Origin of the sequence: Pseudomonas bharatica, from assembly GCF_048586865.1 — a bacterium.
Lineage (GTDB): Bacteria > Pseudomonadota > Gammaproteobacteria > Pseudomonadales > Pseudomonadaceae > Aquipseudomonas > Aquipseudomonas bharatica.
On record NZ_JBMAWR010000037.1, the window covers coordinates 14,451 to 39,362 of the forward strand.

Annotated in this window: 5 protein-coding genes and 1 pseudogene; 3 read left to right on the plus strand and 3 right to left on the minus strand. The window is 65.6% G+C overall.

From position 1 onward, the window contains the following. Nucleotides 1-12,177 carry a non-ribosomal peptide synthetase gene (locus tag ACKLLE_RS26005; RefSeq protein ID WP_420059454.1) on the plus strand — a complete coding sequence of 4,059 codons (12,177 nt, stop codon included), beginning with the start codon at nucleotides 1-3 and terminating at the stop codon, nucleotides 12,175-12,177. A gap of 152 nt (nucleotides 12,178-12,329) precedes the next feature. Continuing rightward, nucleotides 12,330-16,289, plus strand: a pseudogene (locus ACKLLE_RS26010) (amino acid adenylation domain-containing protein); the annotation flags it as partial. 448 nt (nucleotides 16,290-16,737) lie between these two features. Here ACKLLE_RS26010 and ACKLLE_RS26015 read toward each other — a convergent pair. From ACKLLE_RS26015 to ACKLLE_RS26025, 3 genes are all read right to left on the minus strand, one after another. After that, on the minus strand, nucleotides 16,738-18,975 hold the full coding sequence (locus tag ACKLLE_RS26015; protein ID WP_420059456.1) for a TonB-dependent siderophore receptor: 2,238 nt from the start codon (nucleotides 18,973-18,975) through the stop codon (nucleotides 16,738-16,740). A gap of 265 nt (nucleotides 18,976-19,240) precedes the next feature. Next, the gene (locus tag ACKLLE_RS26020) at nucleotides 19,241-21,631 is read right to left on the minus strand and encodes a TonB-dependent siderophore receptor (protein WP_420059457.1); all 2,391 of its coding nucleotides are present in this window, start codon (nucleotides 21,629-21,631) and stop codon (nucleotides 19,241-19,243) included. A 249-nt stretch (nucleotides 21,632-21,880) separates the two neighbouring features. Then, nucleotides 21,881-23,545, minus strand: a complete 1,665-nt coding sequence (locus ACKLLE_RS26025) for a cyclic peptide export ABC transporter (protein WP_420059458.1) — start codon at nucleotides 23,543-23,545, stop codon at nucleotides 21,881-21,883. Nucleotides 23,546-23,748: 203 nt separating this feature from the next. On the opposite strand from ACKLLE_RS26025, the gene ACKLLE_RS26030 reads away from it, so the two are divergent. Further along, nucleotides 23,749-24,609, plus strand: coding sequence for a DUF2242 domain-containing protein (locus ACKLLE_RS26030; RefSeq protein ID WP_064303510.1), 861 nt, complete (start codon nucleotides 23,749-23,751; stop codon nucleotides 24,607-24,609). The last annotated feature ends 303 nt before the right edge of the window (nucleotides 24,610-24,912 follow it).

Consider the following 24,912-nt stretch of genomic DNA (forward strand, 5'->3'; position numbering starts at 1 on the left):
ATGGACAAGACGACCGCACAGCGCATTGCCAAACGTTTCGTCGGCCTGCCCCTGGAGCAGCGCCGGCAGATCCTCGACAAGATGCGCGAGACCGGGCAGAGCTTCCGTCTCCTGCCGATTGCCGTGACCCGCACCGATACTCCGCGCATCCCGCTGTCCTACGCCCAGCAGCGCATGCTGTTCCTGTGGCAGATGGAGCCGGACAACAGCGCCTACAACGTGCCCATGGCGGTGCGCCTGAACGGCCCGCTGGACCAGGCGGCGCTGGGCCGTGCGCTGGAGCAGCTGGTACAGCGCCATGAAACCCTGCGCACCCGTTTCGTCTCCGTGGAAGGCGAGTTCCATCAGGAAATCCTCGACCGGGTGCCGGTGGCGCTGGAGATGCTCGAGGTTACCGACGAGAGCCGCCTGGCCGCCCTGGTCGAGGCCGAATTGCAGGCGCCGTTCGACCTGCTGGGTGACCGGCTGCTGCGGGTCAGGCTGTTCCGCCTCGCTGCCAGCGAGCATGTGCTGACCCTGTGCATGCACCATGTGGTGTCGGATGGCTGGTCCGGGCAGTTGCTGGTGCGCGAGTTCGTCCAGCTCTACCAGGCGCAGTCGAGCGGGCAACCGGCGCCCTTGCCGGAACTGGCGATCCAGTACGCCGACTATGCGATCTGGCAGCGCGCCTGGCTGGAAGCCGGCGAGGGCGAGCGCCAGCTGGCGTACTGGAAGGAACAGCTGGGCGACGAGCAGCCGGTGCTGAGCCTGCCGCTGGATCACGAGCGCCCGCTGCAACCGAGTTACCGGGGGGGCGTGCTGCGCGCCGATCTGCCGGCGCAGTTGTCGGAGCAGCTCAAGCAGGTGGCGCGCAATAACGGCGTGACCCTGTTCATGCTGACCCTGGCGGCCATGTCGGTGGTGCTGTCGCGCTACAGCGGCCAGGCGGACATCCGTATCGGCGCACCGAATGCCGGGCGTACCCGCGCCGAGCTGGAAGGCTTGATCGGCTTCTTCATCAACACTCAGGTCCTGCGTGTGCAGGTGGACGAGCGGCAGACCTTCGCCGCCCTGCTGGAGCAGGTCAAGCAGGTGGTCAGTGGCGCCCAGTCCCATCAGGAGCTGCCCTTCGAGCATCTGGTGGACGCCCTGGCGCCGGAGCGCAACCTCGGCCATAACCCGCTGTTCCAGTTCAAGATCAACCAGCAGGTGCTCGTGGCCGAGGACGGTAGCGAGGCCGAGCGGGGTGTCGATGGCCTGAGCGTGGAGAAGTACGCTTCCGGCTCCAGCGATGCGCGCTTCGACCTGGCCTATGACTTCGTCGACGGTCCGGACGGCGTGCGCGGCTACTTCACCTATGCCACCGACCTGTTCGAGGTCGCGACCATCGAGCGTATCGCCGGGTCGCTGCGCCGCGTGCTGGAACACCTCGTGGCCCATGTTGCCGAGCCGCTGCTGGCCTTCCCCGAGCAGGCGCCGCAACTGGCGACACCGCAGGCCCCGGCGCTGATCGGTGGCGACTTCATTTCCCTATGGCAGCAAGGCCTGCAAGCCGGCCACGGCAAGCTGGCCCTGCGCGCTGGCGAGCAGACCCTCGACTACGGGCAACTGGAGGCGCAGTCCAACCAGCTTGCCCATTACCTGCAAGGGCAGGGCGTCGAGGCCGGGCAGGTCGTGGCGCTGTGTCAGGAGCGCGGCATCGAATGGGTGGTCAGCCTGCTGGCGGTGCTCAAGCTGGGGGCGGTGTACCTGCCGCTGGACAGCCGCCAGCCGCAGGAGCGCCTGCGCCAGCTGGTGCGTGACAGTGGCGCGGTGCTGCTGATCCAGGGTGCTGAAATGAACCTGGGCTGCCCGGCGCTGAACTGGAATCCGTCGCTGTGGGCCGAACGCGATACCCGCGCGCCCGCCGTGCGCATCCATGCCGAACAACCGGCCTACATCATCTACACCTCCGGCTCCACCGGTCAGCCGAAGGGCGTGGTGATCAGCCATGGCGCGCTGAGCAACTATGTACAGGCCGTGCTGGAACGCCTGGACCTGAGCGCCGACGCCAGCCTGGCCATGGTCTCGACCATCGCCGCCGACCTCGGCCACACCATGCTGTTCGGCGCGCTGGCGTCCGGCCGTGCGCTGCACCTGCTGTCCCATGAGCACGCCTTCGATCCGGACCGTTTCGCCGCCTACATGGCCGAACACCGCATCGATGTGCTGAAGATCGTGCCGAGCCATCTGCAAGGCTTGTTGCAGGCAGCGAAGGCGGCGGATGTGCTGCCGCGCGAGCTGCTGGTGCTCGGTGGCGAAGCCAGCAGCTGGAGCCTGCTGGAACAGATCCGCGGGCTGAAGGACTGCCGTGTGCTCAACCACTACGGCCCGACCGAAACCACCGTGGGAATCCTCACCCACGAAGCGGGCGAGCGCCTCGACGGCTGGCGCAGCGTGCCAGTTGGCCAGCCGCTGGCGAACGGCAGCGCGCAGGTGCTGGATGCCTGGCTCAACCCGGTGGCCGAAGGGGTTGCCGGCGAGCTGTATCTCGGTGGCGCGGGCCTGGCCCAGGGGTATCTGGGGCAGCCGGCGCTGACCGCCGAGCGCTTCGTCCCGGCGGCAAACGGCCAGCGCCGTTATCGCGCCGGCGACCGTGCGCGTCTGGTGAACGGCGTGCTGGAATACCTGGGCCGCGCCGACGACCAGGTGAAGATCCGCGGTTACCGGGTCGAACCGGGCGAAGTCGGCCATCTGTTGCAAGGCCTCGACGGCGTGGCCGAGGCGGTGGTCCTGGCCTTGCCGCAGGACAGCGATGAAACGCGCCTGCAACTGGTGGGCTACTGCGTCCCGGCCAGCGGCGTCACCCTGCAAGCCGAAGCCCTGCGCCAGCAACTCGCGGCAAGCCTGCCGGAATACCTGGTACCGGCGCAGATCCTGCTGCTGGAGCGCCTGCCGCTGACCGCCAACGGCAAGCTGGACAAGCGTGCCCTGCCCAGGCCGGGCGCGGTCAAGCAGCGTTACGTGGCACCCAGCGGCGATATCGAGGAAAAGCTCGCGGCCATCTGGTGTGACGTGCTCAAGCTGGAGCAGGTGGGCAGCACCGACAACTTCTTCGAACTGGGTGGCGACTCGATCCTCAGCCTGCAGATCATCGCCCGGGCCAAGCGCCAGGGCATCAAGCTGAGCCCCAAGCAGCTGTTCGAGAAACAGACCATCGGCCAGTTGGCCACCGTCGCCAAACTGATCGAGAAGAAGGCTGCTGCCCCGGCCCCGGCACAGATCAGCGGACGCCTGCCGCTGCTGCCGATCCAGGCGCGCTTCTTCGACACCGCCATCCCCGAGCGCCAGCACTGGAACCAGGCGGTGATGCTCAAGCCCACCGTGCGCCTCGATGCCGCCCATTTGCAGCCGGCCCTGCACGCGCTGATCGAGCAGCACGATGCCCTGCGCCTGAGTTTCCGGCAGCAGTCCGCCGGCTGGCAGGCCAGCTTCGCCCCGGCCAGCAGCGCTGGCGTGCTGTGGGTCCGTGAGCTGGCCGAGGGCGCCGACCTGCGCGAGCTGGCCAACGAGGCCCAGCGCAGCCTGAACCTGGCCGATGGGCCGCTGCTGCGCGCCGTGCTCATCAACCTTGCCGACGGTGAACAGCGTCTGCTGCTGGTGATCCATCACCTGGTGGTGGATGGCGTGTCCTGGCGCGTGCTGCTGGAAGACCTGCAACAGGCCTGCGCCGCCCTGATGGCGGGCAAGGCCATCGAGTTGCCAGCCAAGACCAGCTCGCTGAAAGCCTGGACCGGCCAGTTGCACGACTATGCGGTAAGTCCGGCGCTGGAGCAGGAACTGGAGTACTGGCAGGCGCAGTTGCGCGGGGTCAGTGACGAGCTGCCGTGTGACCATCCCGACGGCAGCCAGGAGCGCCGCCATGCCGTGTCGGTCAGCACCCACCTGGATGCCGAGCTGACCCGGCGCCTGCTGCAAGACGCCCCGGCGGCCTACCGCACGCAGATCAACGACCTGCTGCTGACCGCCCTGGCCCGGGTCATCTGCCGCTGGAGCGGGCAGGCCCATGCGCTGATCCGCCTCGAAGGCCATGGTCGCGAGGACCTGTTCGAGGATATCGACCTGAGCCGTACCGTCGGCTGGTTCAGCACCCTGTTCCCGGTGCGCCTGACCCCGGCGGCGTCGCTGGAGGCTTCGCTCAAGGCGATCAAGGAACAACTGCGTGCCATTCCCAACAAAGGCATCGGCTACGGCGTGCTCCGTCACCTGGGCAACGACGCCGCCCGCGAGGCCCTGGGCGCCCTGGCCCAGGGCACTATCGTCTTCAACTACCTGGGCCAGTTCGACGGCAGCTTCACCGCCGAGGACGCGCTGTTCGCGCCGTCCGGCGAAAGCGCCGGCGACGGCCAGGACTTCGCCGCGCCACTGGCCGCGCTGCTGAGTATCAACGGCCAGGTGTACGGCGGCGAGCTGGACCTGGGCTGGAGCTTCAGCAGCGCGGTGTTCGAGCGCGAGACCGTGCAGCGCCTGGCGGATGACTATGCGGCCGAACTGCGCCTGCTGGTGGAGCACTGCACCACACCGGCAGTGGCCGGCATCACGCCGTCGGACTTCCCGCTGGTGAGCCTGACCCAGGCCGAACTGGATGGCCTGCCGGTGCCCGCCGGCACTATCCAGGACATCTACCCGCTGGCGCCGATGCAGCAGGGCATGCTGTTCCACACCCTCTACGAGCAGGAGGCCGGCAACTACATCAACCAGCTGCGGGTCGAGGTCAATGGCCTCGATGTCGCCCGTTTCCGGGCGGCCTGGCAGGCGGTGGTGGACCAGCACGATGTGCTGCGCAGCGTGTTCGTCAGCGAGCTGGAGCAGCCGTTGCAGGTGGTGCTGCGTCAGGTCGAAGTCCCCTTCAGCGAAGTCGATGCCCGTGGCCAGGCCGACCAGCAAGCCTGGCTCGATGCCTGGGCGGCCGGCGAGCGCGAAGCTGGCTTCGACCTGAGCCGCGGGCCGCTGCTGCGCCTGGCGCTGGCGCGTACCGGTGAGCAGCGTTATCAACTGGTCTACACCTGCCATCATATCCTGATGGATGGCTGGAGCAGCTCGCGCATGCTCGGCGAGGTGCTGCAGCGCTACAGCGGCAAGGACATTGCCGGCCAGGGCGCGCGCTATCGCGACTACATCGAGTGGCTGCAACGCCAGGACGGCAGCGCCAGCCAGCAGTTCTGGAAGCAGCACCTGCAACACCTGGACGAACCGACCCGGCTGGTCCAGGCGTTCAGGTCCGGTGTTGCCGGCACGGGCTACGGCGAGCAGTCACACGTACTGGATGCGGCCCTGACCCAGCGCCTCGGCGAGTTCGCCCGCGAGCAGCGGGTTACCCTCAACACCCTGGTCCAGGCCGCGTGGCTGTTGCTGTTGCAACGCTATACCGGGCAGTCCAGCGTGACCTTCGGCGCCACCGTAGCCGGGCGTCCGGCGGACCTGCCGGGCATCGAGGAACAGCTCGGCCTGTTCATCAACACCCTGCCGGTGGTGGGCAGCCCGCGTTCCGAGCAGTCGGTGGCGCAGTTCGTGCAACAGGTGCAAGAGCTGAACGTCGCCCTGCGCGAGCACGAACACACGCCGCTCAACGAGATCCAGCGCTGGGCCGGGCAGGGCGGCGAAGCGCTGTTCGACACTATCCTGGTGTTCGAGAACTACCCGGTGTCCGAGGCGCTGCAACAGACCGCGCCGCAAGGGCTGGAATTCGGTGCGCTGGTCAACCGCGAGCAGTCCCACTATCCGTTGACCCTGGTAATCAACGCCGGCACCACACTGTCCATGCGCCTGAGCCATGACCGGCGTTTCTTCGCCGATACGGCGGTGGTGCAACTGGCCGCGCATCTGGACCATCTGCTGCGCGCGCTGGTGGCCAATCCGCAGGCGGCGCTGGGCGAACTGGCTCTGCCTTCGGTGGTGGACCAGGAAGTAGCTGTCTTCCCGAGCGAGCAGTGCATTCACCAGCGCATCGAGGCCCAGGCGGCGCGGGTGCCGGAAGCGGTGGCCGTGAGTTTTGGCGGTGAGCAGCTGACTTATGCACAACTGAACAGCCGGGCCAACCAGTTGGCGCACAAGCTGCGCGAGCAGGGCGTGGGGCCGGATGTGCTGGTGGGCTTGTCCGTTGAACGCAGCCTGGAAATGCTGGTTGGTGTACTGGGTATTCTCAAGGCTGGTGGCGCCTATGTGCCGCTGGACCCTGAGTATCCACAGGACCGTCTCGACTACATGCAGGCAGACAGCGGTATCAAGCTGTTGCTGACCCAGGCGGATCTGCAGGGTTCGTTCGAGGGCTACAGCGAGCAGAACCCGGTCAACCTGACCTCGCCGGACAACCTGGCCTACGTGATCTACACCTCCGGTTCCACCGGCAAGCCGAAGGGCGCGCTGTTGCCGCATCACAACGTCCTGCGTTTGTTCGAAGCGACCGAGGACTGGTTCGGCTTCGACGAGAAAGACGTGTGGACGCTGTTCCACTCGTACGCCTTCGACTTCTCCGTGTGGGAGATCTTCGGTGCGCTGATGCATGGTGGCCGTCTGGTGGTGGTACCGCGTGAGGTGACCCGTTCGCCGGAGGACTTCAACCGGTTGCTGGTGGACGAAAAGGTCACGGTACTGAACCAGACGCCTTCGGCCTTCAAGCAACTGGTCCGCGTTGCAACCGAGCCATTGAGCCTGCGCTACGTAGTGTTTGGCGGCGAAGCGTTGGATGTGGGCAGCCTGCAACCTTGGTTCGACCGTTTCGGTGACCAGCAGCCGCGTTTGATCAACATGTACGGCATCACCGAAACCACGGTGCACGTGACCTATCGACCGATTACCAGGGTGGACCTGGTGCAGGCCGAAGTCAGCCCGATCGGTGAAGCGATCCCGGACCTGTCGATGTACGTGCTGGACTCCGACGTCAACCCGGTGGCAACCGGCGTCTGCGGCGAACTGCATGTCGGCCACGCCGGTCTGGCGCGTGGCTACCACAACCGCGCCGCCCTCACCGCCGAACGCTTCGTGCCCAACCCGTTCGCGAAAGACGGCAGCCGCCTGTACCGCACCGGTGACCTTGCCCGCTTCCGCAAAGCAGGCGTGATCGAGTACGCCGGCCGTATCGACCATCAGGTGAAGATCCGCGGTTTCCGTATCGAACTGGGTGAGATCGAGGCGCGGCTTCAGGAGCATGAAGGCGTGCGCGAGGTGGTGGTGCTGGCGGTGGATGGCCCGGCGGGCCAGCAACTGGCGGCCTATCTGATCCCCGCCAACCCGGATCAGGCCGACCTGCGCGAGACCCTGAAGACCCATCTGAAAGCCAACCTGCCGGACTACATGGTCCCGACCCACCTGATCCAGCTGGAATCCTTCCCGCTGACCGCCAACGGCAAACTGGACCGCAAGGCCCTGCCGAAACCCGATGCGGCCAACCTGCAAGCCGCCTACGTGGCGCCGCAGAGCGCCCTGGAACAGCAACTGGCGGCGATCTGGGCCGATGTGCTCAAGGTGGAAAAGGTCGGCCTGAGCGACAACTTCTTCGAGCTGGGCGGCGATTCGATCATCTCCATCCAGGTGGTCAGCCGCGCCCGTCATGCCGGAATCTTCTTCACCCCGAAGGACCTGTTCCAGCGCCAGACCGTGCAGAGCCTGGCGGCGGTGGCGCGGCTGGCCGAAGCCACCAGCATCGAGCAGGGCGCGGTCGAGGGCATCGCCCCGCTGACGCCGGTGCAGCACTGGTTCTTCGACGGCGACATGCCGCAGCGCCATCACTTCAATCAGGCGGTGCTGTTGCAGCCGTCCCGCGCGCTTGATGCCAATGCACTGGAACACGCCCTGCGCGCGCTGCTGGTGCAACACGATGCGCTGCGCCTGGCTTTCGTTGAAGATAACGGCGTCTGGCAGGCCCGCCATGGCGCCCGTCACGATGCCGCGCTGCTCTGGCAGCGCCGGCTGAACCGCGCCGACGAGTTGGAGCCTTTGGTGCAACAGGCCCAGCGCAGCCTCGACCTGCAACAGGGCCATCTGCTGCGCGCCTTGCTGGCCGACCTGCCGGACGGCTCGCAGCGCCTGCTGCTGGTGATCCACCACCTGGTGGTGGACGGCGTGTCCTGGCGCATCCTCCTGGAGGACTTGCAACAGGCGTACAGCGCTCTGGTCGATGGCAAGCCCGTGACCCTGCCGCGCAAGACCAGTGCCTTCAAGCACTGGGGCGAGCGCCTGCGCGACTATGCCCGCAGCCCAGCGCTGGAGCAGGAGCTGGGTTACTGGCAGGCGCAACTGGAGGGCGTCAGCGATGCGTTGCCGCATCATGCTCGCGGCCCGCTGACCAGCCGCCAGATCACCAGCGTGTCCACCCGTCTCGACCGCGACACCACCCGCCAGTTGCTGCAGGACGCCCCGGCGGCCTACCGCACGCAGATCAACGACCTGCTGCTGACCGCCCTGGCCCGGGTCATCTGCCAGTGGACCGGGCAGGACTCGGCGCTGATCAAGCTGGAGGGCCATGGCCGCGAGGACCTGTTCGACGAACTGGACATCACCCGGACCCTCGGCTGGTTCACCAGCATCTACCCGGTGAAGCTCAGCCCCCAGGCGGATCTGGCCGGCTCGCTGAAGACCATCAAGGAACAACTGCGCGCGATCCCCAACAAGGGCATCGGCTACGGCGTGCTGCGCTACCTCGGCAGCGACGAGGCCCGCCGCAGCCTGGCGGCCCTGGCCAAGGGCAATATCGTGTTCAACTACCTTGGCCAGTTCGACGGCAGCTTTGCTGCCGAGGACGCCCTGTTCGTCCCCGCCGGCGAAAGCCGTGGCGACATGCACAGCGCCGAGGCGCCGCTGGACAGCCTGCTCAGCATCAGCGGCCAGGTCTATGGCGGCGAGCTGGAGCTGAACTGGCGTTTCAGCACCGAAGCCTTCGAGCCGGCGCTGATGCAGGACCTGGCCAAGCGTTATGGCGAGGAACTGCGCCAACTGACCGCCCATTGCCTGGGCGCCGGAGTGGCCGGGGCCACGCCGTCGGACTTCCCGCTGGCGCGGCTGGAGCAGGCGCAGATCGACCGCTTGCCGATCGCCATCGCCGAGATCGCCGATGTCTATCCGCTGTCGCCGATGCAGCAGGGCATGCTGTTCCACAGCCTCTATGAAAAGGAGGCGGGCAACTACATCAACCAGTTGCGCGTCGATGTCCGTGGCCTCGATGTGCCGCGCTTCAAGGCGGCCTGGCAGGCGCTGATCGACCAGCACGAAGTGCTGCGTGCCAGCTTCATCAGCGATATGCAGCAGCCGTTGCAAGTGATCCGTCGCCAGGTCGTTGCGACCTTTGCCGAACAGGACTGGCGCGGGCGTGACCACTCCGCGGCGGCGATCAAGGCCTGGGCCGATGGCGACCGCCAGCGCGGCTTCGACCTGGAGCAGGAAGCCCTGCTGCGCCTGACCCTGCTGCGCACCGGCGAAGACAGCCATCACCTGGTCTACACCAGCCACCACATCCTGATGGACGGCTGGAGCAACTCGCGCCTGCTCGGCGAGGTGTTGCAGCGTTACCACGGTGAAGTGCCGGCGCAGAGCGGCGCGCGCTATCGCGACTATATCGAGTGGCTGCAACGCCAGGATGCGGCGCTCAGCCAGCGTTTCTGGAGCGGGCAACTGGCGGTGCTGGACGAGCCGACCCGGTTGGTCCAGGTACTCAGGTCGACCACCACGGCCCTGGGTTATACCGACCGGCATTACGCGCTGGACCAGGCCGAAACCCGCAAGCTCAACGAATTCGCCCGCGAACAGCGGGTTACCCTCAACACCCTGATCCAGGCGGCGTGGCTGTTGCTGCTGCAACGCTATACCGGGCAGTCCAGCGTGACCTTCGGCGCCACGGTATCCGGGCGTCCGGCGGAACTGGCGGGGATCGAGGAACAACTCGGCCTGTTCATCAACACCCTGCCGGTGGTCGGCAGCCCGCGCCCGGAGCAGCGCGTGGCGGACTTCGTGCAGCAGGTGCAGACCCTCAACCTGGCCTTGCGCGAGCACGAGCACACGCCGCTCTATGACATCCAGCGCTGGGCCGGGCAGGGCGGCGAGGCCCTCTTCGACACTATCCTGGTGTTCGAGAACTATCCGGTGTCCGAGGCGCTGCAACAGGCGGCGCCGGACGACCTGAAGTTCGGCAGCGTGATCAACCTGGAGCAGACCCACTATCCGCTGACCCTGATCGTCTCGGCCGGCGATGCGCTGGGTGTGCGCTTCAACTTCGATCGCCAGCGTTTCAGTGAGGACGCCATGGCGCGGCTGGTGGAGCATTTCGACCATCTGCTGCGCGCGCTGGTGGTGGATCCGCAGGCGGCGCTGGGTGAACTGGCTCTGCCTTCGGTGGCGGGCCAGGAAGTGGCGGCCTTCCCGAGCGAGCAGTGCATTCACCAGCGCATCGAGGCCCAGGCAGCGCGGGTACCGGAAGCGGTGGCCGTGAGCTTTGGCGGTGAGCAGCTGACTTATGCACAGCTGAACAGCCGGGCCAACCAGTTGGCGCACAAGCTGCGCGAGCAGGGCGTGGGGCCGGATGTGCTGGTGGGGCTTTCGGTCGAGCGCAGCCTGGAAATGCTGGTCGGTATCCTCGGCATTCTCAAGGCTGGTGGCGCCTATGTGCCGCTGGACCCGGAGTATCCACAGGACCGTCTCGACTACATGCAGGCAGACAGCGGTATCAAGCTGTTGCTGACCCAGGCCGATCTGCTGGGCTCTTTCGAGGGTTATAGCGACCAGAACCCGGTCAACCTGACCTCGCCGGATAACCTGGCGTACGTGATCTACACCTCCGGTTCCACCGGCAAGCCGAAGGGCGCGCTGCTGCCGCACCAGAATGTCCTGCGTCTGTTCGAAGCGACCGAGGACTGGTTCGGCTTTGACGAGAAAGACGTGTGGACGCTGTTCCATTCCTACGCTTTCGACTTCTCAGTGTGGGAAATCTTCGGCGCGCTGATGCACGGTGGGCGTCTGGTGGTGGTACCGCGTGAGGTCACCCGTTCGCCGGAAGACTTCAACCAGTTGCTGGTGGATGAAAAGGTCACGGTGCTCAACCAGACCCCGTCGGCCTTCAAGCAACTGGTCCGCGTTGCAACCGAGCCATTGAGCCTGCGCTACGTAGTGTTCGGTGGCGAAGCGCTGGACGTGGGCAGCCTGCAACCTTGGTTCGACCGCTTTGGTGACCAGCAGCCGCGTTTGATCAACATGTACGGCATCACCGAAACCACGGTGCATGTGACTTATCGTCCGATCACCAAGGCAGACCTGGTACAGGCCGAAGTCAGCCCGATCGGTGAAGCGATCCCGGACCTGTCGATGTACGTGCTGGACACCGACTTCAACCCGGTGGCAGCCGGCGTCTGCGGCGAGCTGCATGTCGGCCATGCCGGCCTGGCGCGTGGCTACCACAACCGCGCCGCCCTGACTGCCGAACGCTTCGTGCCCAACCCGTTCGCGAAAGACGGCAGCCGCCTGTACCGCACCGGTGACCTTGCCCGCTTCCGCGAAGCAGGCGTGATCGAGTACGCCGGCCGCATCGACCACCAGGTGAAGATCCGCGGCTTCCGTATCGAGCTGGGTGAGATCGAGGCGCGGCTGCAAGAGCATGAGGGCGTACGCGAGGTGGTAGTGCTGGCGGTCGATGGCCCGGCAGGCCAGCAACTGGCGGCCTACCTGATCCCGACCAACCCGGATCAGGGCGACCTGCGCGAAACCCTGAAGGCTCACCTGAAAGCCAACCTGCCGGACTACATGGTCCCGACCCATCTGGTCCTGCTGGACGCCTTCCCGCTGACCGCCAACGGCAAGCTGGACCGCAAGGCTCTACCGAAACCCGATGCGGCCAATCTGCAGGGCGCGTATGTGGCCCCGGTCAGCGAACTGGAGCATCAGCTTGCATCCATCTGGGCTGAAGTCCTGCAGGTCGAAAGGGTCGGCCTGACCGACAACTTCTTCGAACTGGGCGGCCATTCGCTGCTGGCGGTGCAGATGCTGGTGCGCATCCGCGAGCAGTTGCACTGCGAAATCGCCCTGCGCGAGCTGTTCGAGAAGAGCACCCTGCAGGACCTGTGCGCCGTGGTCGCGGCGAAACAGGGGCAGGTCGATCATGCCCAGGACGAACTGACTAAATCGCTGGAGGCCCTCAAACGTCTTAGTGCAGAGGAAATCGACAACCTGCTCGCCTGACTGGAGATCCCAACGTGCAAGAGCTGCTTGACTCCGTGAAATCCCTGTCTGCCCGTGAACGCAAGGCGCTGGCCGCCTTGCTCAAGCGCCAGGGGGTGAATCTGTACGGCGTCACGCCGATCTTCAGGCGCGAACCCGAGGCCTGCGCGCTGCTGTCCTACGCCCAGCAGCGCCAGTGGTTCCTCTGGCAGCTGGAGCCTGGCAGCAGTGCCTACAACATTCCGGTGGCCCTGCGCCTGACCGGGATGCTCGATGTCGCTGCCCTGGAGGCCGCGTTCGAGGGCCTGGTCGCCCGCCACGAAACCCTGCGCACCACCTTCCGCCAGGACGGCGAGCAGGCGGTGCAGGTGGTGCATGAGCCGGTGCCGTTCCATCTGCCGGTGGACGATGTCGATGCGGCGGATCTGCACGCCCGGGTCGCCGCGGAACTGAGCGCGCCGTTCGACCTGCAGGCAGGGCCGCTGTTGCGCGTCCGCCTGCTGCGGGTGGGCGCCGGGGAGCATGTGCTGACCGTGGTTCAGCACCATATCGTTTCCGATGGCTGGTCGATGCCGATCATGATCGACGAGCTGGTGCGCCTCTACGACGGCCACCGTCGTGGACAAGCGGTGCACCTGCCGGCCTTGCCGATCCAGTACGCCGACTATGCCATCTGGCAGCGCAACTGGATGGAGGCCGGGGAACAGGAACGCCAACTGGGCTACTGGACTGCGCAACTGGGTGGTGAGCAGCCGGTACTGGAACTGCCTACGGACCGTCCGCGGCCCTTGGTGCAGAGCCATGCCGGCGCACGCCTGGATATCGACCTGCCGCCAGCACTGGCGCAAAAGCTCAAGGCGCTGGCGCGGCAGCAGGGCGTGACCCTGTTCATGCTCCTGCTGGCGTCGTTCCAGACCTTGCTGCATCGCTATTCGGGGCAAGCCGATATCCGTGTCGGCGTGCCCACCGCCAACCGCAATCGGGCCGAGACCGAGGGGCTGATCGGGTTCTTCGTCAATACCCAGGTGCTCAAGGCCGAATTCGCGGCGGACACCACCTTCGGGCAGTTGCTGCAACAGATCAAGCACACCGCCGTGCAGGCCCAGGCCCATCAGGACCTGCCGTTCGAGCAACTGGTGCAGGCCCTGCAACCGGAGCGCGACCTGGGGCGCAGCCCGCTGTTCCAGGTGATGTTCAACCACCAGACCCAATCGGCTACACAGGCCCGGCAGTTGCCGGGATTGAGCGTGGAAAAGCTGCAATCGGGCCAGCACACCGCGCAGTTCGACCTGACCCTGGAAACCCTGGAGCGCGACAACGGCGTGGGCGCGGCACTGACCTATGCCACGGCGTTGTTCGATTCGGCGAGCGCCGAGCGTTTTGCCCGGCATTGGCGCAACCTGCTGGAAGGTATCTGCCAGGATGTCGGGCAGCGGGTGGCCGAATTGCCGCTGCTGGATGCGCAGGAGCGCCAGCAGATTCTCGAGGGCTGGAACCAGAGCCAGCTCGATTACTCACGCGAGCAGTGCCTGCCAGCGTTGGTTGAAGCGCAGGTACGGGCGACCCCGGAGGCGGTCGCGCTGGTGTCTGCTGACGTGTCGCTGAGCTACGCGCAACTGAATACCCGCTCCAATCAGCTGGCGCACAAGCTGCGCGAGCTGGGCGTCGGCCCGGATGTGCTGGTAGGCGTGGCGCTGGAGCGCGGCCTGGAGATGGTCGTCAGCCTGCTGGCGATCCTGAAGGCCGGTGGCGCCTATGTGCCGCTGGACCCGGATTTCCCGGCGGATCGGCTGAGCTACATGATGCAGGACAGCGGCTTGAAGCTGCTGTTGAGCCAGTCTTCGCTGATTGGACAACTGAGCATTCCTGAAGGCGTGCAGACCCTGTGCGTGGACCAGCACGGCAACTGGCTGGACGGCTACGCCAGCGACGACCTGCCCGCGACTGCCGGCCCGGACAACCTCGCCTACGTGATCTACACCTCGGGCTCCACCGGCCTGCCGAAGGGCGTGACCATCCACCATCAGGCCTTGGTCAACTTCCTCTTCAGCATGGCCGACAAACCAGGGCTGGCGGCGGCTGACCGGGTGCTGTCGCTGACCTCGCTGTCCTTCGATATCGCCGGCCTGGAACTGTACCTGCCGCTGATTCGCGGTGCTGCGGTGGTCTTGCTCAAGCCGCACCAGAACAAGGATCCACAGGCCCTGTTGCAGGTGATCGCCGAGCAGCAGGCCAGCGTGATCCAGGCCACGCCGTCGAGCTGGCGGATGATCCTCGATGCGGCGCCAGCCGGTGCGCTGAAAGGCAAGACCATCCTCTGCGGCGGCGAAGCCCTGAACGCCGAGTTGGCCCAGCGCCTGCTCGATCAGGCCGGGCATGTATGGAACGTCTATGGCCCGACCGAGACCACCATCTGGTCGGCTCGTCACTACCTGACCCGCGCCGACGATGTCTGGCTGGGCAAACCGCTGGCGAACACTACGCTGCATATCGTCAGCGACGACCTCGACGTACTGCCGGTCGGCGCCCGCGGTGAATTGCTGATCGGCGGCGACGGCCTGGCCCGTGGTTACCACCAGCGTCCGGCACTGACCGCCGAGCGCTTCGTGCCGGATCCGTTCTCCAGCACGGGTGGCCGTCTGTACCGCACCGGCGACGTGGCCCGCTACCGGGCCGACGGGGTGATCGAGTATGTCGGCCGCCTGGATCATCAGGTGAAGATCCGAGGTTTCCGCATCGAACTGGGCGAGATCGAGGCCCGGCTGCTGGAACACCCGGCGGTGCGTGAAGCCGTGGTGATCGATATCGATAACCAGCTGGCGGCGTACCTGGTCGCGGAGCAGGACTCCCCCGAACTGCGCAGCGCCCTCAAGGCGCACCTGAAAGCCGGCCTGCCGGACTACATGGTGCCCAGCCACTTCACCTGGCTGGACAGGATGCCCCAGACCCCCAATGGCAAGCTCGATCGCAAGGCCCTGCCCAAGCCCGATGCCAGCCTGGCGCAGGGCGAATACCAGCCGCCGCGCAACGAGCGCGAGCGGCAACTGGCACGGATCTGGACGGACGTGCTCAAGGTCGAGCGGGTAGGGCTCACGGACAACTTCTTTGCCCTCGGCGGTCATTCGTTGCTGGTGATCACCCTGGTCAGCCGCTTGCGTGAAGCCTTCGACACCAGTCTCAGCCTGCATGACTTCCTGTTGCTGGAAACCTTCGAGGACCTGGCCGACTTCATCGCCGCAGGCGAGCGCCGGGTGAACAACCCGGTGATCAGCATGAACATCAGCGCCAGCGACAAGGCCCCGTTGTTCTGCCTGCCGCCGGGAGGCGGCGGTACCTACGCCTACTACCCGCTGGCCGGGCACCTGGGCCCGCAGCGCAGCGTGCTCGGGGTGGTCAACAAAAGCTATGTGGTGCCGGGCTGGAAGGAAACCTCGTGGGACGCCATGGTCGGCTACTACGTCGAGCAGATCCGCACGGTGCGCCCGCACGGACCCTACAACCTGCTGGGCTGGTCCCTGGGCGGGGCGCTGGCCATCGAGGTGGCGCATTCGCTGGAATCGGCAGGCGAGACCGTAGCGTTCCTCGGATTGGTGGATACCCATCTGCCCCAGGGCGAGCAGGCCCTGGCCAATGATGCCGGCGAGGAACCCGAGGCCGGTCCATGGGACGGCCTGGTGAAAAGCCTGCTGGCGTTCGCGCCGGGGATCGGCGAGGCGGTGCTGCTGGAGCTGATCGAGGAAGGAACTGCCCGGTTCGAGGATCCGAAGCAGACGGCGGACTGGGTGATGGTCCAGGTGGCTGCGATCAGCGGCACGGACATCGAGGCCCTGCGGGCGATTCACCGCGACATCGGCGTACAGGCGGAAATTGCCAGCGGTTACGAGTTGCTCAGCGCGAACATGGCGCTGGCGCAGGCGTTCGCGCTCAAGCCGCTGCGGGTGAAACCGCATTGCTGGTGGGCGGGTGCCAGCCGAAGCGATGAGCAGGTGGCCGCTGCCGAAGCGTTGTTGAAGGCGGGTTGCGGGCTGGAGGAGCTGTGGTCGGAAACGCTGGCGGGGGTGAAGCATGATGATGTGGTGCTGGCGCCGGAGTTGCTCGATAGCATCCAGCTCGAACTGGAAGACATGGAGTAAACCTTAAGGACCACGCGGACCTTGTGGGAGCGGGTTCACCCGCGATTGCTATGGTGACTTCACTACCGCAATCGCGGATAAACCCGCTCCCACAAGTCCCTGCAAATCAGAGCGTTATGTTTTGTTCTATGGTTTTAACGTTGTCGAACGATCAGAGGTCTCTGCGCAGGCTCAGCATGAAAATGCGTCCAGCTCGAACTGGAAGATATGGAATAGACCTCAAGCACGACGCGGACCCTGTGGGAGCGGGTTCACCCGCGATTGCTATGGTGACTTCACTACCGCAATCGCGGGTAAACCCGCTCCCACAAGGTCTTTGCAAATCAGAGAGTTATGTTTTGTTCTATGAGCGCTGGCAAGCCAGCTCCCACAGGGTTCGCGCAGATGCCAGGAAAAAGGCCAGTCGGGTTAATCCGACTGGCCTTTTGTTTTTCCCGCTGCCGAACGATCAGAAGTCGCCGCGCAGGCTCAGCATGAAGGTGCGTGGATCACCCCAGACGTTACCGCGGTTGAGGCCCGAGGCGGTGGACCAGTACTTGCGGTCGAAGAGGTTTTCCCCGGTCAGGTTGACCTTCCAGTGCTCGTCGATCTTCCAGCCGATACGGGCATCCCAGATGGCGCGACCTGGGGAGCCGTAGTCATAGCCACCGGCGAGCTTGTTCTCGTAGCGCGACTGCGCGGAGACGCCGGCGCCCACGGTCAGGCGGTTCCATTCGCCGTCCTGCGGGGTGTAGCTGGTGCTGATGCGCGCCAGGTGCTTCGGCGTGTCGGTGGTCAGCGCGTTGCTTTGCGGGCTGACGATGCGGTTGTAGGTATAACCGGCGAGGACTTCCAGGCCCGGCAGCACTTCGCCGCTGGCTTCCAGGTCGATGCCCTTGCTGCGCTGGACCAGGCCGTTGATCTGGCAGGTCATGCTCGGGTTGCTCGGGCACAGGTGGGTTTCGTCAGGGTCGTTGATGGCGAGGTCTTCCTGCTTGATGTAGAAGACCGCCGCCGACAGGTTCAGGCGCTTGTCGAACAACTCGCCCTTGATCCCGGTTTCATAGTTGGTGCCGATGGCCGGGTCGAGCGGCGAGCCGTCCCAGGTCCGGTCGTTCTGCGGCTTGAAGATGTCGGCGTAGCTGGCGTACCACGACCAGTGTTCGCTGAAGTCGTAGATCAGCCCGGCGAATGGGGTGACCTCGCGGTTCTGCTGGGTCAGGTAGTCGTTGCCGGCACCGAGTTTCTGGTCGTAGTCGTACTTGTACCAACTGACCCGGGTACCCAGGACCAGGCTCAGCGGCTCGGTCAGGTGCAGGCGGGTGTTGGCATAGATGCCGGAGCGTTCGTCGACATATTCGGATACCAGCGACCAGGCCGGACGCTGCGGCTTGGCGAAGGCGTGGTGATCGACGTCGAAGATATTGATCGGGATCGGCGTTGCACGCCGATAGGGCGCGCGGCGCTCGGTCACGTCCTGGCGCGACCAGTTCGCGCCCAGGGTAACCTGGTGGGACTGGCCGAAGGCCTCGAAATGACCGTCCATGAAGCTATCGATACCCACGCTTTCGACGTTGGTATGGCGGAACTCGACGTTCTGGAACACCGAACCGCGTTGGGTGACCGGGTTAATCGCACCGTTACCGTAGGCGGCGACCATGTCCAGGTCGGCCTTGGACCAGGTGAACGAGGTCTTGTTGCTCCAGTTGTCGTTGAAGCGGTGGTTCAGCTCCAGGAACGCCTCGGTCATGTTGGTGTTCAGGTGGTTCCAGTCCTGCACCAGGGCGGTGGAGCGGGAGATATCCAGGGACTGGCCGTTGGAATAGCGCGGCAGCGCCCAGATCGAATAGCCGTCGATGCGTTTTTCCTGGCGGCGCAGGCTCATGGTCAGGGTGGTGTCATCGGCCAGGTCAGCTTCGAGGACGCCGTACAGCAGCGGCGTTTTGGCGCTGTATTCGTCCAGCCAGGACCCCTTGTCTTCATAGGCGGTGACGAAGCGCCCGCGCAGGGTGCCTTGGTCATTCAGGCGGCCGCTGCCATCCAGGTCGACGCGGTAGTTGTCATAGGAGCCGGCGCGGGTAGTGATGGAGAACTGCGGCTCCGAGGTGGCGCGCTTGCGTACCAGGTTCACCGCTCCGCCCGGGTTGCCGGCGCCGACCAGCAGGCCGGAGGCGCCACGCAGGACTTCGACGCGGTCGTAGATGGCCATGTCCGGAGCCATCCAGCCGCTCATGTTGTAGGCCTGGCCGGGGATGCCGTCGATCATGTAGCTGTCTTCGCTCAGCACGAAGCCGCGCGACTGGTAGACGTGGGAGCCGAAGTTGCGCTGGCTGAAGGACAGGCCGGGGGTCTTGGACAGCACCTGGTCAAGGCTGGTGAGGTTCTTGTCGTCCATCAATTGCCGCGTCATTACCGTCACCGACTGCGGGGTTTCACGCAACGACTGCGCACCCTTGCCGATGGTCACCGCCCCGGTGGTATAGGAACCGGTGTTCTCGGTGGTAGTGCCCAGCACCTGCGAGTTGATGTTGGTCGGTGCCAGGTTCAGCGTCGCCGGGGCGCCGTTGGCGGCCTGGGCCTCGGTCTCGGCCTCGGCTTCCTGGGCATAGGCCTGGGCAGCGAAGGGCAGGGTCAAGGCCAGGCCGAAGGCGGCCTGGCGCAGCAGCAAGGCCTTGCTCAAGGGCGTAAGTCGGGACGGTGTGTGCATGTGCAGAAGACTCGTTCTAAGGGTTGTGTCGTGAGTGTTGGCGTTGCTGAGTCAACGGCTCGCTTCTGCGCCGGCGTCGTGGCAAGGCCGGGTCTTTCCTGGCGGAGCGCGTTTTGTCGTTATAGAGAACGAGTTGCAGGTGCGAGGATTTAACGGAAATTTCACTTTCCGTTGTTTGCTGCGCAATGGCGGTTTTTGGGCGCAGATCGTCGGATTTATGGCGCCTTGATACCGTCGATTCGTGGCGACAGGGGGCGTCTGAAAATCAGAAATCGCCGCGCAGGCTCAGCACGTAGCTGCGCGGATCGCCGTAGAGGGTGCCGCGGTCCAGGGCGGCTGCGGCGGTGTAGTAGGTGCGGTCGAAGAGGTTGTCGGCGTTGAGGCCGAGGGTCCAGTGTTCATCGAGTTTCCAGGCAATGCGCGCGTCCCACACCGCATGGCCGGGCGCACCGTAGTCAATGCCTTGGCCGCCATCGCTGCGGTAGCCGGACTGGGCCGAGACGCCCGCACCCAGGCTCAGGCGGTGCCAGGCGCCGGGCGGGGTGTAGCTGGCACTGGCACGCAGCAGGTGCCTGGGGGTTTCCGGCGACACCGGTCCGCCGGCGCTGCTGCGGGTCAGGTTGAAGGTGTAGCCGGCCAGCAACTGCAAACCGGGCAGGGCTTCGCCACTGGCCTGCAGCTCGACGCCGCGGCTGCGCTGGACCGTGCCGTTGATGTAGCAGGTGCCGGCGACATCGTTGGTCAGGCATTTGCCCTCGCTGGCGGGGTCGATGGCGTAGACCCCCTTCTGGCGGATGTAGAACAGCGCCGCCGAGACATTCAGGCGCTTGTCCAGCAGTTCGCCCTTGAGCCCGGTTTCGTAGCTGGCACCGATGGCCGGATCGAGGGTCGAGCCATCCACCGAGCGGTAGATGCTTTGCGGCTGGAAAATATCGGTGTAGCTGGCGTACCAGGACCAGTTATCGTCGAGGTCGTAGAGCAGCCCGGCGAACGGGGTGACACGGCCCTGCTGGTGGTCGGTGAAGTCGCCGCCGCCGATGCGGTAGTCGAAGTCGTAGGTGTACCAGCTGAGCCGCGCGCCGAGGATCAGCGCCAGGGGATCGGACAGGTGCAGGTTGGCCTTGGCGAACATCCCGTAGCGCTCGTCGATCACCTTGTTGATCGACGACCAGGCCGGCCGTGGCGGTTTTGGGAAGGCGTGATGATCGACGTCGTCCAGGTCGATGGGGATTCTCAACGCCACCGGCGCGCGCTTTTCCAGTATCGCCTGGCGCGACCAGTTGATCCCGCTGGTGATCTGGTGCGCCTGGCCGAACAGCTCGAAATGCCCGTCGAGCACGCTGTCCACCCCGGTCCCGTCGATGTCGGTGTGGCGGAACTCGACGCCGCGAAACTGCGCGCCGGTCCCGCTTGTCGGATCCACGGCGCCGCGTGCGTAGGCGATCGACTGGTGGAAGCCACCCTCGGAATGGATCAGCGACAGCTTGCCGGTCCAGTCTTCGTTGAAACGGTGGGTGATTTCGTTGAACACCTCGGTGATCCGTGGCTGGTGCCGATTCCAGTCCTGCACCAGGGCGGTGGAGCGCGGTACGTCCAGGGCGCTGCCATCGGTATGCCGCGGCAGGCCGAAGATCGAATAGCCGCGGACCGTGCTCGACTGATGGCGCAGGCTGCTGGTCAGTACCGTGTCGTCGTCGAGGTCGATATCGACGATGCCGTACAACAGCGGCGCGCTGGTGTGTTTCTGGTCCAGGTAGGAGCCGTCGTCCTCATAGGCGGTGATGAAGCGTCCGCGCACGGTGCCCTGGTCGTTGAGCTTGCCACCGGCATCGAGGTCGAGACGGTAGCTGTCCCAGGAGCCGGCGCGGGCGGTCAGGCTCAGGCGCGGTTCGGCAGTGGCGTGCTTGCGCACCAGGTTGACCGCGCCGCCCGGGCTGCCCGCGCCGATCAGCAGCCCGGCAGCGCCGCGCAGCACTTCGACGCGGTCGTAGATGGCCATGTCGGTGGGCAGCCAGGCGGTGGGGTTGTAGGCCTGCCCGGGGATGCCATCCATCATGTAGCTTTCGTCGTTCACCACGAAGCCGCGCGACTGGTACAGGTGCGAACCGTAGTTGCGCTGGCCGAAGGTCATGCCCGGGGTCTGCGCCAGCACCTGGTCGAGGCTGGTGAGGTTGCGGTCGTCCATCACCTGGCGGGTCATCACCGTGACCGACTGCGGCGTACGGCGCAGCGACTCGGCGGCCTTGCCGATGGTCAACGATGGCGTGGTGTAGGAGCCGGTGCCCTCGGTGGTCGGCTCGACGGGCTCGGCGCTGATCGAGGTCGGGTTGATGTCCAGGGTTGCCGTGGCCGACCGCATCGTCAGGGTCAGGGTGTCGCCTGCCAGGCTGAAGTCGAGTCCGCTGTTGCGCAGAAGGATCCGCGCCGCCTGCTCCGGCGGGTAGCGGCCGCGCACCTGGGTGCTGGTCTTGCCCTGGATGGCCTCGGGATTGACCAGAACCTGCAGGTCGCTTTGCCGGCCCCATTCCTGAAGTGCACTCCAGAGCGGTTGCGCCGGGATGTCGAAGCTGACGTCCTGGGCCTGCACCTGGCTGCCGAATGCCAGCAGCGCGGTGCTCGCCAGGGACGCGGGCAAGCGGCGTAGCCACTGCTTCATCAGCCACGCGAGGCGAAGCGAACGGCGTCGTTGCAGTCTGTGCATTGGGCGGGATCTGGAAATCAGTTGATGTCAGGGTGATGGCTTATCACGCGACGTTAATGATATCCATTTCTAAACATTTTCATATTGTCCCGCGCAAAGACTTTCGCCCGCCGGGGCCTGGCGAGGGCGGGTGAGGGGGGATTTGGGCGACGAATGGTGTGTTATCGGGCAGGCACCACAGGGGCCGCGTCGAATCAGAGAAACTCAGGCAGGAATGGCGCTGTCCTGAACCTGCTCCACGGTGATCCGCCCACCCTGCATGCGCACCAGTTGATCAGCCACCGGGAAGTAGCGGTCATCATGGGAGATCACGATGATGGTCTTGCCCTGTTGCTTCAGTTCCGGCAGCAGCTCGGTGTAGAACACCCGGCGGAAGGCCGGGTCCTGGTCGGCGGCCCATTCGTCGAACACCAGCAACTGGCGCTCGTCGAGCCAGGCACTGATCAGCGCCAGGCGCTTGCGCTGGCCGGTGGAGAGGTCGGTGGTGGTGAAGGCGCCGTCGCGGATGCCGACCTTGTGCGCGATGTCCAGGCGTTCCAGGTATTTCAGCGCATCGGCGCTCACCGGCGCATCGCCTGGCAGCGGGTCATCGAACAGGTAGTAGTCGGCGAAGATGGTGGTGAACAGTTGGCGATAGTCGTCCAGCTGCTCGGCGGCCAGCGCCTGGCCGTTGAACAGGATCTCGCCCTGTTGCGCCGGGTACAGGCCCAGCAGAAGCTTGATCAGGGTGGTCTTGCCGCCGCCGTTTTCGCCGACGATGAACACGATCTCGCCCTGCTTGATGCTCAGGTTGACCGGGCCCAGGTGGAAGGAGTCGACGCCGTCCACCGGCGGGTAATCGTAGCGAAGCTGGCGCAGTTCCAGGGTTTGCATGGCGCCCAGGCTCGACGGTCGGTCGTTGACCAGCAGGTGCGGCTCCGGCGAGGAAAACTGCCACGACAGCTCGGCGATCCGGCGCAGGGCGATCTTCGCCCGGGAGATGATCGGCAGGGCGGTGATCAGGCGCTCCAGCGGGCCCTTCATATACAGCATCACCAGCACGAAGCCGCCCAGCACGCTTTTGTCGGTGGCCGGCCATAGCGCCTGGAAGGCGATGGCGATGCCGATCACGGCGAAGAACAGCATGGAGCCGAAGGTCTCGGCGCTGACGAAGATGTTCGCCGCGCGGATGTTCGAGGTGCAGATGCGCTCGGTGGTGCCGTGGATGCGCTCGTCCAGCAGGTGCTGGCGTCGGCGGCGGTGGATGCGCAGCTCCTTCGCTCCGGCGGAGATTGCCTGGTAATGCTTCTGCAGCTCGTCCTCGCCGTCCCGGGCGCGGAGGATGCTGCGCATCCCGGCCTGGTGCGCCAGGTACTGGGCGCCGGTGCCGGTGATCACGGTGAGCAGGGTCAGGGCCAGGATCTGCCAGGAGAGCAAGGCCAGGTAGCTGAGGCAGCCGAGGGTCACAGTAAAGGCAATGACCATGGGCGCCACCGACAGGGCGAAGTTGCTCAGGGTGGTGACGTCGTTGAGCAGCACCGGAATCAGCCGGTGCGAGCGGTAGCGCTCCAGTTGCTCGATGGGCGCGACGAGGATCTTTGCCGCCAGTTCGCGGCGCAGGTTGGCCACCACGCGCTGGCCGACCCGGTTGCTCAGCAGGCTGGAACCGGTGGAGCAGGCCAGGGTCAGCACGCAGAGGCCGGCGAACAGCAGCGCGACATCAAGGCCGGGCCCGCCGTCCTGGGTCATGGCGCGGTTGATGGTGGCGAGCAGGCCGGTGACACTCAGACCGCTGACGATCCCCAGCACCGTGGACAGAACCACCAGCCACCAGTAGGGCTTGAGGATTCTCAGGGTTTCCCGGGCCAGGCTTTCGGTCTTGAGGGTCATGCGGTTCTCTCGGAATGCGGGCAAACGGGCTCTGCGCCGTCAGGGAGAGGACGAGCCCGGGCGCCGGAAATTTAGCGCGGCGAGGCGCTGCGACCGCGTGTCGGCGAGATGAATTCTGTCGCCGATTCGCGCCCTGGCGGTTTCAGTGCCCGGCCAGCTGTAGCACAATAGGCGCCGTTCGTTTTTCCTCTCCAGGATGTGCAATGTCCAAGTCAACCATCTGCGCTGCGCTCGGGCTGGCCCTTGTGCTGGCGGGTGTCGCCGGTTGTAGCTCGAAGAAGGCCGCCGTGTACGAACACGAGAACTTCGACGATTCGGGCACCTATTCGCGCAGCTTCCCGGTCAGCGAGGCCGGCTCCTGCGAAGCCGCGCGGCGTGCGCTGCTCAGCCAGGGCTACATCATCACCACGGCCGACAAGGGCCAGGTCAACGGCAACAAGAGCTTCCAGCAGACCGGCGAAAGCCATATGCAGATCAGCTTCAATGTCGTCTGCGCCGACGACATGGGCGGCGGCGGGCGCTCCACCGTGTTCGCCAATGCCCTGCAGGACCGCTATGCCCTGAAAAAGTCCAACACCTCGGCAAGCCTTGGCGTGGGTGTGCTGGGCTCGGTGTCGATGCCGATCGGCTCCACCGACGACTCGATGGTCAAGGTGGCAAGCGAGACGGTGACCTCGGCACAGTTCTACGAGCGTTATTTCGCCCTGGTGGAAAGCTTCCTGCCGCCGGCACCGAAGAAGCAGGCCGCTGCGCCTGAAGCGCCGGTGCCGGCCAAGCCGGCTGCCGAGCTGGGCGTGCCGGAACCGGCGGCGCTGGCTGCGCCCCAGGCCGAGGTGCCGGCTGCGGCGCCGGTCGAAACCGCTCCGGTCGCGGCGCCGGCCGCCGAAACCCAGGCTGCGCCGGTGCTGGACGACAGCCAGGGCTCGCAGCCAGTGGCGCCGCCTGCCGAGGCTGCGCCCATCACCGCCGAACAGGTTGCGCCGGTGACTGCGGAGCCGACCACGCCAGCGGTGAACGAACCCGCGCCTCCGGCGACCAACGGTGATCCTTCCGCACCGCTCTAGCCCGCGGGATAAATCCTGTAACACCTGCTACGTTTATTTTCGGACACGCTGTTGTCATTTTTCCTTCACCGGTGCACTTTAGGGTGAATCAGGACACAAACAGACGAAGACACGGAGCAGGAATATGGACGACTATCAGGAAGAACTACTCGAATTTCACGCGTCGGAGCTGGACGTGCCGGAGCCGGCGGATGATGCGACAGAGCTGTGAATCAATAAAAAAGGGCCGGTTTTGAAAACCGGCCCTTTTTTATTGACGACGCGGACCCTGTGGGGGGGGGGGGGGCCCCCCGCGGCGGGGGG